This window comes from Micromonospora haikouensis (assembly GCF_900091595.1).
Classification (GTDB): Bacteria; Actinomycetota; Actinomycetes; order Mycobacteriales; family Micromonosporaceae; genus Micromonospora; species Micromonospora haikouensis.
This window is the reverse complement of sequence record NZ_FMCW01000021.1, coordinates 81,035-95,332: the sequence shown is the minus strand read 5'-3', so window position 1 is coordinate 95,332 and position 14,298 is coordinate 81,035. Positions and strand designations below refer to the sequence as shown.

Annotated in this window: 18 protein-coding genes; 8 read left to right on the top strand and 10 right to left on the bottom strand. The window is 71.9% G+C overall.

Going from position 1 to position 14,298, the window contains the following annotated elements; all coding sequences use genetic code 11:
- Positions 1-4 precede the first annotated feature (4 nt).
- The 6 genes from GA0070558_RS21380 to GA0070558_RS21355 all read right to left on the bottom strand — a co-directional run bounded on the left by GA0070558_RS21380 (position 5) and on the right by GA0070558_RS21355 (position 8,713).
- Positions 5-1,321 (bottom strand): ABC transporter ATP-binding protein, encoded by a 1,317-nt coding sequence (locus GA0070558_RS21380; RefSeq protein WP_091283027.1) that lies wholly within the window; start codon positions 1,319-1,321, stop codon positions 5-7.
- 120 nt (positions 1,322-1,441) lie between these two features.
- Positions 1,442-3,637: a bifunctional glycosyltransferase/CDP-glycerol:glycerophosphate glycerophosphotransferase gene (locus GA0070558_RS21375; protein ID WP_091283026.1), complete on the bottom strand. Its 2,196-nt coding sequence runs from the start codon at positions 3,635-3,637 to the stop codon at positions 1,442-1,444.
- 16 nt (positions 3,638-3,653) lie between these two features.
- Positions 3,654-5,576: a DUF5941 domain-containing protein gene (locus GA0070558_RS21370; RefSeq protein WP_256092058.1), complete on the bottom strand. Its 1,923-nt coding sequence runs from the start codon at positions 5,574-5,576 to the stop codon at positions 3,654-3,656.
- A 131-nt stretch (positions 5,577-5,707) separates the two neighbouring features.
- Positions 5,708-6,469, bottom strand: coding sequence for an ABC transporter ATP-binding protein (locus GA0070558_RS21365; protein ID WP_091283022.1), 762 nt, complete (start codon positions 6,467-6,469; stop codon positions 5,708-5,710).
- Positions 6,469-7,284: an ABC transporter permease gene (locus GA0070558_RS21360; protein WP_091283110.1), complete on the bottom strand. Its 816-nt coding sequence runs from the start codon at positions 7,282-7,284 to the stop codon at positions 6,469-6,471. Before GA0070558_RS21360 ends, GA0070558_RS21365 begins: the two co-directional genes overlap by 1 nt.
- 58 nt (positions 7,285-7,342) lie before the next feature.
- Positions 7,343-8,713, bottom strand: a complete 1,371-nt coding sequence (locus tag GA0070558_RS21355) for an L-serine ammonia-lyase (protein WP_091283020.1) — start codon at positions 8,711-8,713, stop codon at positions 7,343-7,345.
- Positions 8,714-8,929: 216 nt separating this feature from the next.
- Between GA0070558_RS21355 and GA0070558_RS21350 the strand changes: the two genes are divergently transcribed.
- On the top strand, positions 8,930-9,139 hold the full coding sequence (locus tag GA0070558_RS21350) for a PspC domain-containing protein (protein ID WP_043961571.1): 210 nt from the start codon (positions 8,930-8,932) through the stop codon (positions 9,137-9,139).
- A gap of 95 nt (positions 9,140-9,234) precedes the next feature.
- Here the strand turns inward: GA0070558_RS21350 and GA0070558_RS21345 are convergent, their stop codons facing one another.
- On the bottom strand, positions 9,235-9,921 hold the full coding sequence (locus GA0070558_RS21345; RefSeq protein ID WP_077935800.1) for a DUF4230 domain-containing protein: 687 nt from the start codon (positions 9,919-9,921) through the stop codon (positions 9,235-9,237).
- A gap of 221 nt (positions 9,922-10,142) precedes the next feature.
- On the opposite strand from GA0070558_RS21345, the gene GA0070558_RS21340 reads away from it, so the two are divergent.
- The 5 genes from GA0070558_RS21340 (at position 10,143) to GA0070558_RS21320 (ending at position 11,844) form a co-directional block, all read left to right on the top strand.
- On the top strand, positions 10,143-10,418 hold the full coding sequence (locus GA0070558_RS21340) for a type II toxin-antitoxin system Phd/YefM family antitoxin (protein ID WP_077935799.1): 276 nt from the start codon (positions 10,143-10,145) through the stop codon (positions 10,416-10,418).
- A complete protein-coding gene (locus tag GA0070558_RS21335) occupies positions 10,415-10,672 on the top strand; it encodes a Txe/YoeB family addiction module toxin (RefSeq protein ID WP_077935795.1) in 258 nt (85 codons plus the stop codon). Before GA0070558_RS21340 ends, GA0070558_RS21335 begins: the two co-directional genes overlap by 4 nt.
- A 45-nt stretch (positions 10,673-10,717) precedes the next feature.
- Entirely contained in the window at positions 10,718-11,122 is a 405-nt protein-coding gene (locus GA0070558_RS21330) for a DapH/DapD/GlmU-related protein (protein WP_176734296.1), read from the top strand.
- Between the two features lie 127 nt (positions 11,123-11,249).
- Complete coding sequence (locus GA0070558_RS21325) at positions 11,250-11,633, top strand: hypothetical protein (protein ID WP_077935794.1); 384 nt, start codon at positions 11,250-11,252, stop codon at positions 11,631-11,633.
- A gap of 4 nt (positions 11,634-11,637) precedes the next feature.
- Positions 11,638-11,844, top strand: coding sequence for a helix-turn-helix transcriptional regulator (locus tag GA0070558_RS21320; protein WP_091283018.1), 207 nt, complete (start codon positions 11,638-11,640; stop codon positions 11,842-11,844).
- Between the two features lie 93 nt (positions 11,845-11,937).
- Here GA0070558_RS21320 and GA0070558_RS21315 read toward each other — a convergent pair whose 3' ends face one another.
- The gene (locus GA0070558_RS21315; protein WP_091283016.1) at positions 11,938-12,348 is read right to left on the bottom strand and encodes a RidA family protein; all 411 of its coding nucleotides are present in this window, start codon (positions 12,346-12,348) and stop codon (positions 11,938-11,940) included.
- Between the two features lie 78 nt (positions 12,349-12,426).
- Here GA0070558_RS21315 and GA0070558_RS21310 point away from each other — a divergent pair, with 78 nt between their 5' ends.
- The gene (locus tag GA0070558_RS21310; RefSeq protein ID WP_091283014.1) at positions 12,427-12,813 is read left to right on the top strand and encodes a winged helix-turn-helix transcriptional regulator; all 387 of its coding nucleotides are present in this window, start codon (positions 12,427-12,429) and stop codon (positions 12,811-12,813) included.
- A gap of 76 nt (positions 12,814-12,889) precedes the next feature.
- Here GA0070558_RS21310 and GA0070558_RS21305 read toward each other — a convergent pair whose 3' ends face one another.
- Entirely contained in the window at positions 12,890-13,084 is a 195-nt protein-coding gene (locus GA0070558_RS21305; protein WP_091283012.1) for a DUF397 domain-containing protein, read from the bottom strand.
- On the bottom strand, positions 13,072-13,818 hold the full coding sequence (locus GA0070558_RS21300; protein ID WP_091283010.1) for a Scr1 family TA system antitoxin-like transcriptional regulator: 747 nt from the start codon (positions 13,816-13,818) through the stop codon (positions 13,072-13,074). Before GA0070558_RS21300 ends, GA0070558_RS21305 begins: the two co-directional genes overlap by 13 nt.
- A gap of 211 nt (positions 13,819-14,029) precedes the next feature.
- Between GA0070558_RS21300 and GA0070558_RS21295 the strand changes: the two genes are divergently transcribed.
- Positions 14,030-14,281, top strand: coding sequence for a flavin reductase (locus GA0070558_RS21295; RefSeq protein ID WP_091283008.1), 252 nt, complete (start codon positions 14,030-14,032; stop codon positions 14,279-14,281).
- Positions 14,282-14,298 lie beyond the last annotated feature (17 nt).

Below are 14,298 nucleotides of genomic sequence, written 5' to 3'. Positions count from 1 at the left end.
CCGCTCAGCGCCAGCCCACGTCGATCCGGTCGCCGCGCTCGTCGAAGAAGTGCAGGGCGTCCATGCGTACGGAGATGGCCAGCGGGTGCCCGGCGCTGACCGCCGGGTACGGGGCGAGCCGCACCGCCAGCTCGGCGGGGCGGCGGTGGTGCCGGCCCGGGTCGTTGAGCACGCTGGTGCGGTTGCCGCCGCCGCCCCGGGCCGGCTCGGCGGGGGCCTCCTCGGCGTCACCGGAGCGCCCGGTGAGCCGCTGCATGACCTGCCCGAACCGGCGCAGCCCGCGCTGGCCGCCGCTGGTCTCCTCGGCGCGGTTGCCCATCTCGTCGACCACGATCGCGGTGGCCCCGATGTCGAGGAACGCCAGCGACTCGTGGCCGTGGTGCTCCAGGTAGCGGATCCGGCCCTGCAGGACGTGCCCGGGGGTGTCCGGCGCGACCGGGGTGAGCGCCTCGGCCCGCATCCCGACCACGATCCGCTCGCCGTGGTAGTGCGCGACGGCCCGGCTGCGGATGTCGTCCCACGGCAGGTAGAGCGACTGCTCGCCGAGGTTCAGCGCGACGTACCGGTCGAGGTGGACGTAGACCGACGCCTCCAGCAGGTTCATCCTCGGGCTGCCGAGGAACGCGGCGACGTAGAGGGTCGCCGGCCGCCCGTACACCTGGGTGGGGGTGCCGACGTCCTGGAGGACGCCCTTGCGCATGATCGCCACCCGGTCGGCCATGGTGAGCGCCTCGGCCTGGTCGTGGGTGACGTAGATGGTGGTGACGCCCAGCTCGCGGGTGAGGGCGGAGATCTCCGCGCGCAGCTCCGCCCGCAGGCCGCTGTCGAGGTTCGACAGGGGCTCGTCCATCAGGAACAGGCCGGGCCGGCGGACGATGGCCCGGCCCATGGCGACCCGCTGGCGCTGCCCGCCCGAGAGCTGGCTGGGCTTGCGGCCCAGCACGTCGCCGATGCCCAGCGCGCTGGCCACGTCGGCGACCCGTTCCCCGCGCGGCGACGGGTCCACCCCGGCCAGCCGCAGGGGGAAGCCGATGTTGTCGCCCACCGTCATGTGCGGGTAGAGGGCGAAGTCCTGGAAGACCATGGCGATCTTCCGGTCCCGGGGCGGCAGGTCGTTGGCCAGCTCGCCGTCGAGCAGCACCGCACCGGCGGTCGGGTCCTCCAGGCCCGCGATCATCCGCAGCACCGTCGACTTCCCACAACCCGACGGGCCGAGCAGGACCATGAACTCCCCGTCGTTCACGCCCAGGTTTATCTTGTCGACGGCTACTGTGCCGTCCTGAAACACCTTGGTCACATCCTTGAGCGCGACGGTTGTCACCGTCTCCTCCCCAGCCCCTCGGTTGAACCCCGAATGAATGTGACCAGGATCATGGACGCCGCACATCGGGTAAACGTGCCATGTTCGGCTCGTGACAGACCTATTACATGATCCTGCGGTTCAGCCGACTTCCCCCAGGAACACCCGCCGGACGACCCGCTCGGCGGCGTGCCCGTCCTCCAGGGCACAGAACCGCTCCCGGAACCGGCGGCGGGCCGCCGTGGCGGGCTCGGCGTAGACCGCGCCGGAGCGGAACAGGTCCAGCAGGCCGGGGAAGCTGGTGGTCACCGCGCCGGGAGGCTCGGCCAGCAGGTCCAGGTAGACACCCCGGGCCAGCCGGTACGCCTCCCAGTCCGGCGCGTAGACCACGATCGGCCGGTCCAGCACGGCGTAGTCGAACATCGCCGATGAGTAGTCGGTGACCAGCACGTCGGCGGCGAGGTAGAGGTCCTCCACCCGGTCGTGCCCGCTGACGTCACGCACCCGCGCCGGCCCGGGGGCCGCCCCGGAACCGGGGACCGGCCGCCGCCGGTCCCGGTCGGCGAAGTAGTGGCTGCGCATCAGCAGCACCCCGGCCGGGCCGAGCGCGTCGCGCAGCAGCTCCGGGTCGAACGGCGGCCGGTAGCCGGGCAGGTGCTCGCGGTGCGTCGGGGCGTACAGCACGACCCGGTCGCCCGCGGCGAGGCCGAGCCGGGCGCGCACCTCGCGCACCTCGGTGTCGGTGGCGGTGACCAGCCGGTCGTTGCGCGGGTAGCCCACCTCCAGCGTGGTGTACGCGGCCGGGTACGCCCGCTCCCACATCTGCGTGGAGAAGCTGTTCGCCGAGACGCTGTAGTCCCAGCGGTCAACCCGGCGCAGCAGCTTCGCGAAGTCCATCCCGACCGCGCCGAACGGGTACCGCTGCTGGTCCAGCCCCATCACCTTCACGGGGGTGCCGTGGTGGGTCTGCACGTGCACCGACCCGGGGCGCTTGCGCACGAAGTCGGGGAAGTTCACGTTGTTGACCAGCCACGTCGCCCGCGCCAGCACGCGGTGGTACTCGCGGGTGCCGGCGACGACGTACTCCACCCCGGGCGGCAGGGACGCGACCCGGTCCCGCCGGACGATCCACACCCCGCGCACCTGCGGGGCCAGCCGGCGGGCCGCCTCGTAGATCGCGGCCGGGTTGCAGGCGTACCCCCGGAACCAGTAGGCCGCGTAGACGGCGAGGTACGGGTCGAGCGGCCGGCGCAGCTCCGCCAGGTAGTACTCGCGCAGCACCGCGTCGCGGCCCAGCCGGGCGGCCCGGCGGGCAGCGGGTCTGCCCCTGCGGACCTGCCGCCCGGCGACCTCCCGGGCCTGGTTGGCGGCCCGCAGCGCGCTGAACGTCCGCCACCGGCCGGCGGCGACCAGCCGGTGCTTGAGCCCCTCCACGCCGGGCGGGGCCGGGTAGCCGCCGGGCGGCAGCCAGCGGGCGTGGTCGGCGGCGATCCGGTCGAAGAAGGCCGACCGCAGCTCGGGGGCGATCCGCTCGCCGTTGCCGAGCACGGTCAGGTAGTGCCAGATCATCCGCTCGAAGACCGCCGGCCGCAGGCCGTCGACCGGCGGCGTCCGCCCGTCCATCCACCGGAACACCCGGTGCCACTGGACGAAGACCTCGAAGTGCCGGTCGCCCCGGGTGCGGGTGATCGCCCCGGCCCGGCGCTGCCGGTAGTTGAGGCAGACCCGGTCGAGCACCCCGATCCGCTCGGCGGCCAGCAGCAGCGGATAGCTGAACGCGACGTCCTCGTACCAGCCGGGTTCGAAGCGCAGCCCGAGGTCGACGAGGAACTCCCGCCGCACCAGCTTATTCCAGGCGGTGTGCAGCAGCCGCAGCGTTTCCGGCCGCTCGGCCAGCCGGAACGTCTCCTCGCCGGGCGGGGTGGGGAGGACGTCGGCCAGCGCGCTGCGGGTGGCCCGCCCGTCCCAGCGCACCCGCACGTGGTCGACGAGCAGCACGTCGGGGCGGGTCCGGCGCAGCCGGGCGGCCACCTCGGCGAGGCAGTCGGGGGCGAGCCAGTCGTCGCCGTCGACGAACCAGACGTACTCGCCGCCGGCCCGGTCCAGCCCGATGTTGCGGGCCGGACCGAGGCCGACGTTGTCGTCGAGCCGGACGGCGTGCACCCGGTGGTCCCGGGCCGCGTAGTCGGCGAGGATGTCGCCGCTGCCGTCCGGCGAGTGGTCGTCGACGCCGATGACCTCGACGTCGTCGAACGGCTGGCCGAGGATCGAGTCGAGGCACTCGCTCAGGTACGCCTGCACCCGGTAGGCCGGTACGACGAAGCTGATCAGCGTCATCGGCCGGCCCCTCACGTCAGCCCGGCTGGCGGACCTCGCCGCCCGCCGGGACCCCCACGCCCCGCCGGGCGCGGGCGGGCAGGACGACCCAGGCCAGGACCACGCTCCCGACGAAAACCACGAGCAGGTACGCACCGAGTGTAGCCATGGCAATCCCCGCGAAACCGGCGAAAGCCGCTACCGCAAGCACCGCCGAGCGCCCCTCCCAGCCCAGCGTGGCACCGTGCAGCGGCGGGGCCGCCTGCCGCTTCTCCAGCCGGGCGGTCAGGTCGTAGTGGTGCAGGGTGAGCACGAAGACGTACCCGAAGACCACCCACGCGGGGGCCCCGCCGACCACGCCGACGGCGATGGCGAACAGGTATTCGCCGGCCCGCAGCGCCGCCGGCACCAGCCAGTCCAGCGGGCCGTTGTGCGCCGCCCCCGCCCCGAGCGCGGCGACCAGCAGCACCAGCAGCGCCACCGGCGCCGCCCAGGCCAGCCCACCCGCCTCGTCGCCGGCACGCACCCGCAGCCCCGCCGCGACCAGCAGCGCCGCCGGGCCGAGCGCCCCGAGCACCGCCAGGGTCAGCGGGCCCATCGGCCGCAGCACCGGGAACCGGGCCGCGATCGGCCCGTCGTCGCGGTGCAGGGTCGCGTCGACCGTGTCCAGCACCGGCACCCACATCCAGCGGGCCCGCAGCGTGCGCAGCGCACCCGTGTACGCGAACGCCAACACCCCCCAGGTCAACACGGCGACGAGGCTGACCAGCGGCCCGAACAGCGCCACCGTCAGCGCGATCAGCGCCCACCGCTCCCCGATCGGGAACACCACCGTGCGCTTGAGCCAGTACGACAGCGAGCCCGTGTCGGCCTGCACCCGGGTCGACGCGGCGTTCAGCCGGTCGCCGATCCCGCCGCCGCCCCCGCCGACCGCCTTCGGCCGGCGGGCCGCCTCGTCGTGCAGCACCCCGTACCACGTGTCGGTCATGTGCCGGACGGTCTGCAACGTCATCGCGGCCACGGCCAGCGCCCAGCCGTAGCGGAACCCGGCGGCCGTCGCGCCATAGCCGAGGCCGGCATAGACCAGGTATTCCTTGGCCCGGTCGGCCATCGTGTCCAGCCAGCCGCCCCACGCGCTGAAGTGCCGGGTGTAGCGGGCGAGCTGCCCGTCGACGCAGTCCAGCATGAAGCCGAGGTAGAGCAGCACCGCGCCGGTGACCAGCGCCGGCCGGCCGCCGACGCCGAACAGCACCGCCGCGACGGCCGCGAACAGCACCGAGATCGCGGTGACCCCGGTCGGCGTCAGGCCGAGCTTCGCCGACGCCTTCGTCACGTACGGCGACCAGGTGCTGACGAAGAACGTGGTGAAGAAGTCGTCCTTCTCCTTCACCGACAGCCGCAGCTCGGCCCGGTCCTCGTCGACGGCGGCGACGGCGGCCTCGGCGGCGGCCAGCCCGGCCGGGTCGGCGACCCGGTGGGCGACGAGCAGGCGTACCCGATGGGCGAACGTCAGCGTGCCCAGCGCGGTGAGGCCGGTGAACAGCCGGTCCACGGCGGACCCGGCCGCCTCGGGCCCGGCGGCCGGCGGCGTGCCCGCGACGGCGGCCGGGTCGGTGCCGGCGATCGGCGTGCCCGCGACGGCGGCGCGGGCGGCGGCGGCCAGCGCGGGCAGGTCGTCGCGGCCCACCCGCAGCGCGCCGCCGAACACCCCGGTCTGCCCGCCGTCGAGCCGCCCGTCCGGGCCGGCGTCGACGACCTGGCCGCGCTCCTCGCGCACCACGGCCTGGCCGGGGGCCGGCGGGTCGGTCAGCACCAGGGCCACCGTCGGGCCCACCGGGCTGGTGGCCAGGTGCCGCAGTACGGCGGTGTGCGCCACCAGGTCCGTCCCGCTGACGATCACCGGCCCGGTCGCGGCGTCGACAAGCGTCGCCAGCTCGGTCAGGTTCGCGGCGCGCCGCACGTGGGTCGCCCCGGCCCGGTGCCACTGCTCGGCGAGCCGGTCGGCGAGGGTGTCCCCGACCCCTGCCTGGGCACCGGCGCGTGTCGGCTGGCCCGCGGCCGGCGTTCCGGCGGCGAGCACGATCGCGACGGTCACCGCGCGACCGCGGCGTGGTACGCGTCGAGCGCCTCGGCGATCGTCCCGTCGACGGTCAGCCGCCCGGCGTCGAGGTAGAGCCCCCGACGGCAGAACCGGGTCAGATCCTTTTCGTTGTGTGACACCAGCACGAGTGTGCGTCCCTCCCGAAGCAATCTCTCGATCGTCGCATAGCACTTCTCGCGGAACTCCGCGTCCCCGACCGCCGTCACCTCGTCCATGAGCAGGATCGGGTGCGGGAGGTGGGAGATGATCGCGAAGCCGAGGCGGACCTTCATCCCCGACGAGTAGTGCCGCACCGCCGTGTCGATGGCCCGTTCCACCTGCTCGCCGGCGAAGGAGACGATCTCATGAAAGTGTTTCCGCAGGTAACGCGCCGACAGGCCGTGCAGACCGCCGACGAGGTAGAGGTTCTCCCGCCCAGTCAGGTCGTTGGAGAAGCCGGCCGAGAGCTCCAGCAGCGGGGCCACGTCGCCGCGCACCCGGATGCTCCCCTCGTCGGGGATGAGCACCCCGGCGATCAGCCGCAGCAGGGTGCTCTTGCCGGTGCCGTTGCGGCCCACCACCCCGAGCGTCTCGCCGGGCGCGACGCGGAACGACACGTCCCGCAGCGGCCAGAACCGCCCGTCGGCGGGCCGGCCGTCGGTGCCCCGGCCGCCGGGGCGGATGAAGAACTCGCGCAGGCGCAGCTGCCGCCGCCGGTTGCGGACGAACCGGATGCCGAGCTCGTCCGCCTCGATGATCGGATCGGCGGCCATCACAGCTCCTTGAGCACGGCGGGTTCGAGCCGCCGGAACGCCCACCAGCCGGCCACCAGCACGAGCACGCTCACCACGACCGTGGTGACGAGCAGCCGGGCGTCGGGGAACTGGTCCGGGTACCACACGGCGTGGTGCAGCTGGAAGATGCCGACCAGCGGGTTCAGCTCGTACGCGGTCTTCACCCACCCCGGCAGCGTCGACTCCTGCACGAGGCTCAGGGGGTAGATGATCGGGGTGGCGTAGAACAGCACCCGGATCACCAGCCGCATGAACCGCTCGATGTCGCGCATCAGCACGTTCAGCGCCGACAGCAGCAGCGCCAGCCCGACCAGCAGCACCGCCTGCACGGCCACGGCCAGCGGCAGGGCGAGCACCGACCAGCCCGGGTGCACCTCGCCGCGCACCGCGTACGCGACGGCGATGGCGGCCAGGATCGGCAGGCCGGCGGCGTACTCGGCGAACCGGCCGGTGATCCGGCCGATGGGGAACACCTGGCGCGGCACGTTCATCGTGGTGATCAGCCGGGCCTGGCCGGTGAGCGCGTTGGTCGCCTCACTCAGCGCCGAACTGGTCCACATCCAGGCGAAGATGCCGGTGATCAGGAACAGCGGGTACGACCCGGCGGCCTGCCCCAGGTGCCGGCTCGTGTCGCCGGAATAGAGCACCCCGAAGACGAACCAGTAGATCGCGCCCATGCCCAGCGGCTCGATCAGCGACCAGAAGTAGCCCAGCACCGACTGCTGGTATTTCACCGCGAGGTCGCGGCGGACGAGGATGCGCAGCGAGTTGCGGTGCGCCCACAGGCGGGCCACGGGCCCGTGCGGGCCGGCCGCCCGGACGCCAGACGTCACCGCCCGCCTCCTCGCCCGCTCAACACTCGATCACGTTGACGGCCAGGCCGCCCCGCGCCGTCTCCTTGTACTTGACCTTCATGTCGGCGCCCGTCTCGCGCATCGTCTTGATCACCTTGTCCAGCGAGACGTGGTGCACCCCGTCGCCGCGCAGCGCCAGCCGGGCCGCAGTGATCGCCTTGATGCTAGCCACCGCGTTCCGCTCGATGCAGGGGATCTGCACCAGGCCCCCGACCGGGTCACAGGTCAGCCCCAGGTTGTGCTCCATGCCGATCTCGGCCGCGTTCTCCACCTGCTCCGGGGTGCCGCCGAGCGCCTCGGCCAGCCCGGCGGCGGCCATCGAGCACGCCGAGCCGACCTCGCCCTGGCAGCCCACCTCGGCCCCGGAGATCGACGCGTTCTCCTTGAACAGCACGCCGATCGCCCCGGCCGCCAGCAGGAACCGGACCACGCCCGCCTCGTCCGCCCCCGGCACGAACCGGGTGTAGTAGTGCAGCACCGCCGGGATGATGCCGGCCGCGCCGTTGGTCGGCGCGGTCACCACCCGCCCGCCGGCCGCGTTCTCCTCGTTGACCGCGAGCGCGAACAGGGTCACCCAGTCCATCACCCGCAGCGGGTCGGCGCTCGCGGCGTCCGCCTCCAGGCCGCGCCGCAGCTCGGCGGCCCGCCGCCGCACCTTCAACCCCCCGGGGAGTACGCCGTCGCGGGCGCACCCGTTCTCGACGCACTCCCGCATCACCCGCCAGATGTCCAGCAACCCGGCCCGCACCTCGCCCTCGGTGCGGCGGGCCAGCTCGTTGGCCAGCATCACCTCGCTGATCGACAGCCCGTTGCCGGCGCTGACCGCCAGCAGCTCCGCCCCGGTGCCGAACGGAAACCGCACGCGGGTGGTGTCGGGCACGATCCGGTCCGCCCCGGCCGCCGCCTCGTCGACCACGAACCCACCGCCGACGGAGTAGTACGTCCGCTCGCGCAGGAGCGCCCCGCCCCCGTCGTACGCGGCGAAGGTCATCCCGTTCGGGTGGTACGGCAGCGACCGGCGGCGGTGCAGCACCAAGTCCCGGTCCGGGTCGAAGTCGACCTCCTGCGCGCCGAGCAGGGTCAGCCGCCGCCCGGCGCGGATCGCGGCCACCCGCGGGGCGACGGTGTCGGTGTCGACGGTCTCCGGGGCCTCGCCCTCCAGCCCGAGCAGCACGGCCGGGCCGCTGCCGTGGCCGTGACCGGTGGCGCCCAGCGAGCCGAAAAGCTCGGCGCGCACCCGGACGACGCCGGCGAGCAGGCCGTCGGCCTTGAGCCCGGCCACGAACGTGCGGGCCGCCCGCATCGGTCCCACCGTGTGCGAGCTGGACGGGCCGATGCCCACGCTGAAGAGGTCGAAAACGCTGATCATGTGCACTTCCTCGCCGTCGTACGCCCTTGTACGGACCCGACGGGCGAGCCTACCCGCCGCCCGCCTCCCTGCTCGGTGCGTCGGGGCGGGCCCGCCCGGGTAAGCACCTACGGGTCAGGGGTACCGGGATCCCCCTCGCGACGGAGGGCGGGTGCAACGGCGGTTCCTACCGTTGAGTCAGAGGCGGCGGGCACGCCGCAGAGTGGGAGTACGACGATGAGTCGCAAACTGGTCCGGCCCCGCGAGGGGCGCATGCTCGCCGGCGTCTGCGTCGGCCTGGCCCGCCGGTTCAACACGTCCGCCAACCTGGTCCGGCTGCTGTTCCTGCTGTCGCTGCTGCTGCCCGGCACCCAGGTGATCGTCTACCTGGTGCTGTGGGTGCTCATGCCGAACGAGGACCGCTACGCCGCCACCACCCGCTACTGACCCGCCGCACGAGAACGCCCGCCCCGGCTCCCCCCGGGGGCGGGCGTTCGTTCGCTGTGCGCGCTGGTGTTCGCGCGGCTCTGCGCGCTGGCGGGTCAGGGCGCGACGTAGGTGACGGTCACCTTCTCGTAGCCGAGGGAGCGCAGCAGGCCCTCCAGCATCTTGTTGGTGTTCTCCTGCGCCCGGTCGGTCAGGCCGCTGTCGCGGGCGGCTGCCGTGATCCGGTCCTCGGCCAGCTTGTAGACCTGCTGCTGGCGGTTCGGGTCGCCCTTGACCAGGTCGTTGATCCGGTTGAGCAGGCCGCGCTGCTCCGTCACCACATAGCTCTTCTCCATGTCGAGGTTGGTCTGGCCGAGCTGCGGCGCGGGCAGCTTCACCTCGACGGACTTCCCGTCGGGCGAGACGACCACCGCCCCCTCACCGATCTTGGTGAAGTCGACGTACGCCTCCACGCTGCCCGCCCCGACGAAGAGGGTGCGCTGGTTGAGCAGGAACTCCGGCACGTTGTCGCGGTCGTTCTGCAGGTCGACCACGACCTGGAAGTTGCCCTCGGCCGCGACGTAGCGGCTGAGATCCTGGATCGACTTGAGCAGCGGTGGCTGGCTGCGGTCGGTCTGCTCCTTGGCGAAGGGGTTGCGGAAGTCGGGGAACACGTTGGTGGCCTGCGCGCCGAGCAGCACGACCACGGCCACCGCCGCCGCGCCAAGCACCACGAGCAACCCCCGGGCGGGCCCGGAGGGGCCCTTGGGGGCGGGCCGGTCGACCTCACCGTCGTGGGACATCGCTCACCATCCTCGATCGAACATCGTCTGCGGATGACGTTACGGCCCCCGTGCGACACCCGCCCGCCAACGCCCCGCCCCCGCCCCGGCCCCGGCCCGGTGATCAAGAGGTTTGCGTCAGGCTGGCGCCCCACCGTGACGCAAACTTCTTGATCACCGAGGCGAGTCAGGGCAAGCCGCCCACTTGAGGTACAGTTTTCTGTACTTAACCGGAGGTGATCATGAGGACTGTGAACTTCACCCAGCTTCGGCAGAACCTGGCCGCCGAACTCGACAGCGTCATCAACGACGCGGAAGAGGTCGTGGTGACCCGGTCGGGCCACGAGCCGGTGGTCATAGTGCCGCTCGCAGAGTACGAGGCGATGAAGGAAACCGAGTACCTCCTACGCAGCCCGAGTAACGCCGCCGCTCTGCGCCGATCGATCGCGGAGCTTGAGGCGGGTGACGCGGCCGAGCGGGAACTGATCGACCCAGCCACCATGCGGGACGTCGCGTGAGGCTGGTCTTCACGGCGACAGCATGGAACCAGTACCTCAGCCACACCGATCGCAAGCTGGTCAAGCGGATCAACGACCTCATCGCCGACGTGATGCGCAACGAACACGAAGGAATCGGCAAGCCGGAGCCCCTTCGGGGGGAGCTGTCCGGCTACTGGTCCCGCCGGATCGATCGCGAACACCGGCTGGTGTATCGGATCACCAAGAACGACGTCGAGATCATCGCCTGCCGGTACCACTACGGTGACCGCTAGGCAGGTGGTTCTCAGTCGGTTTCCGCACCGGGAAAGAGGTCATGGGTGCCCAGCGACCACATCATGCGGATCCACAGCGCCGAGTTCCAGGCCATGGCCGCCCGGGTCCTGCGGGTCACCGAGCTGACCTCCCGCCTGAACGTGCTGCCCTTCGAGGACGAGGCAGGCAAGGCGGAGCTGTTCGCGCAGATCCTCGGCAGGCCGCTGCCGGCGCGGGTCACGATCATCACCAGTGGCCACCCGGTCGACCCCGAGGAACGGCGGCTGTATCTCACCGGCGCGCCCATCGACGTGGCGGAGAACGTGTGGATCGGCGCGGGTGCCACGATCCTGCCCGGCGTCAGCATCGGCCGGGACGCCGTGGTCGCCGCTGGCGCGGTCGTGGCCGACGACGTCCCGCCGGCAACCCTGGTCAGCGGCGCGAAGGCGACCACGCGCCGCCAGTGGTGACGCCCCTTCCCGGCTGCGCCCGCCCCGGCCACGGGACCGTGCTCGACGATGAAGCGTGAGACAAGCCCGCGCGACTTAATGACAATCACCCTTGACATGAAGTCGCGCGTGCTTGATATTTCACGTCATGAGCACCCCCATCAAGCGCTACGCGCGCAACCTCACCGCCGCCATGGCGGCCTACGTCGGCGTCCTGGTGGGCACCCTGATCGGCCTGCGCGCCCTGCCCGACGACAGCCTGCTGCGCTACGTCATCGCGCCGCTGCCGGTCCTGCCGGCCGTCGGGCTCGTGATCGCCTTCGTCCGCTACCTGCGCGACATCGACGAGTTGCAGCGCCGCATCCAGCTTGAGGCGTTGGCGATCGCGTTCGGCGCCAGCGCGCTGATCAGCTTCTGCTACGGGTTCCTGGAGAACGCCGGGCTTCCCCGGCTCAGCGCGATCTGGATCGGCCCGGCGATGGTCATGCTGTGGGGCCTGTCGTCCGGGTTCGTCTCCCGCAGGTTCCGGTAACGACGTGCGGAACCGACTCAAGGTCCTACGAGCCGAGCGCGACTGGTCGCAGGCCGACCTCGCCGAACAAGTCGGCGTCGCCCGGCAGACCATCAACGCGATCGAAACAGGGCGCTACGACCCGTCCCTGCCGTTGGCCTTCGCCCTCGCGGCGCTGTTCGCGCAGCCCATCGAGGAGATCTTCTTCCCCGACGACGCCTCGCCCAGTTAGGAGATCTTGGAAGCCGATGGCCCCTCTGGGGGCCGGAATCCTCCAAGATTCACGTCCCGTCAGAGGCACCGAGCCGTCAGGGCAGGCGCACGGTCAGTCGACGATCGCCGTCGCCTCGACCTCGACCTCGACGTCGGGCTCGAAGAGGTAGTCCACACCGATGAGCGACGCCGGGGGCAGAGGCTGCGGCAGGCCGAGTTCCCCCGCGACGTCGTCGACGCCGGCCATGAAGTCGCCGATCCGCTCCGGCGCCCAGTTCGTGACGTAGAACGTCAGGCGGACGACGTCCGAGAAGCTTGCGCCGGCACCGGAGAGACCGTGGGCCGTGTTGCGGAGCGCCTGGGCGACCTGCCCCCGGAGGTCACCGGACGCGACCGGCCGCCCTGCCTCGTCGCGGCCGATCTGGCCGGCCACGTGGACGTGGCGCGACCCCGACGCGACCGCGACGTGGTGGTAGGGAACGGGCTGCATCATGCCCGTGGGGGAGAAGAGCTGGACACTCATCGCACATCCTTCCTCGCACCAACCTGGTATCACCTTGATACCTGGTGCTTGGAGGAAACTTCAACGAGACTAGGTGTCATGGCAGATACCGACCCCGGCACGGCGGAACGCCTCGACGTCACGCCGGCACACCGTGAACTCCTGGACCAGGTCCTCGACAAGTGGTCGCTGGAGGTGCTCAACACCCTCTGCGAACGACCCTCACGGTTCAACGAGCTGCGCCAGGCGATCCCGGCCGTCAGCCAGAAGTCGCTGAGCGCGACCCTGCGCCGACTCGAACGCAACGGCATCGTCGAGCGTCGCGTCCTCTCGTCGCGGCCGGTCGCCGTCGAATACCGGATCACGCCGCTGGGCAAGACCCTCCGGTCGCCGGTCGACGCCCTCCTCGACTGGGCCGACGGTCACCTGGGCGCCATCGAGGCGGCCCGGCGGGCCTACGACGAGGCAGAACCCACCGCATCGTGACGGCGGACGAGGTCCCGAAGCCCAACGGCAAGCGCCCGCCCCGAGCACGAAACAGGCGCGTCACGCCCGTGGCGGCTCAGGCCCGCTCGGGGACGTGCGCGACGAACGCGCGCCACGCGACCGGCCCGAACGCGAGCGCCGGCCCGGCCGGGTCCTTCGAATCGCGTACGCCCACGACGCCCGGAAGGTTGTCGGCAACCTCGACGCATGCGCCGCCGTTGGAACTGCTGCGGGTGGACTTCCGCCACCGCGCGCCGATCAGATCATCCATGCTCTCGCCCTCAGCAAATCGATGGTCTGGTCTCGCGGCAACGAGACTGACCTGACGGTATCCCAGACCGCCCAGAGTGGAGCAACGTCGTTGGTGATGCGCCCGGCCGCCTGATCATCGAGGTAACCGACGTCCTCATCATCAGGCGTGGTCGCGATGATGAACGGCCCCGCCTGACCCGCATGAAGGCCGGCGCTCAGCGGCAGCACGTGCACCATGACGCCGGGGCGCTGCGCCATGGTCACGAGGTGGTCGAGCTGGGCATCCATCACCTCGGGATGGCCTCGGAGCAGCGCCGCCTGGTCGATTACAAAGACCGTCATCGGGGGACGAGGGCGGTCGAAGACCGCCGCCTGCCGCCGGAGACGAGACTCGACATGGTCGTCCGCCTCGGCGCACAGCGGGCCACTGGAGAGAACTGCCCGGGCGTAGGCCTCCGTCTGGAGGAGCCCTGGCAGAACGGCGGATTCGTACCATCGCAGGCCGGTGGCCTCGCGTTCGATCTCGGTCCACGGGCGGAACCAGGCCGGCTCCTTCCGGCGCAGTACGTCCGGCCACAGCTCCAGTACGTCCCTGCCTAGCAGTTGCGCGACCTTGGCGCGATGCCTGGTTTGGGGAATCCGTCCGCGGCTCGCCCATCGGGCCGCCGTCTTCGGGTCAACGCCTATCTCGGCTGCCAGACTCTCGGCCGTGTGCCCGGTTTCGGCCATCGCCACCTGCACTGCCCTGTTCATCCCTTGACCTCCCGCAACGTCCCGCACGCCCGAAAGACATAGTGCAACGCAGTGTGTTCGCTCCGCAACTGTCAGCAGAGTGGTGGCAGGACGGCGCGGCCGGTGGAGGGGTGACCCCGGCGGGCGCGTTCGTCGAGGGGGCCGTCCGGGTCCTGCCTGCGTGACAGGATCGGGCGGCCCCCTCTCCAGAGTCGACGGAGAGGGGCAACCCATGGCCCGCATTCCCCGCCCGCACCTGCCCGTACGCCCGATCTGGCTGTGCCGCGCCTGCGGCCACCCGTGGCCCTGCGGCACGGCGCGGCTGTCGCTGCTGACGGAGTACCGGGGCAACCGCATGGCCCTGCTGATCCACCTGGCCACCCTCAAGGTCGAGGCCGAGGAGCAGCTCGCGCGGCTGACGCCCGGTGCGACGCCGGCCGAGCTGACCGAGCGCTTCCTGTCCTGGGCCCGCGCCCGGGGATGAGCCGAGCGTGCACGCTC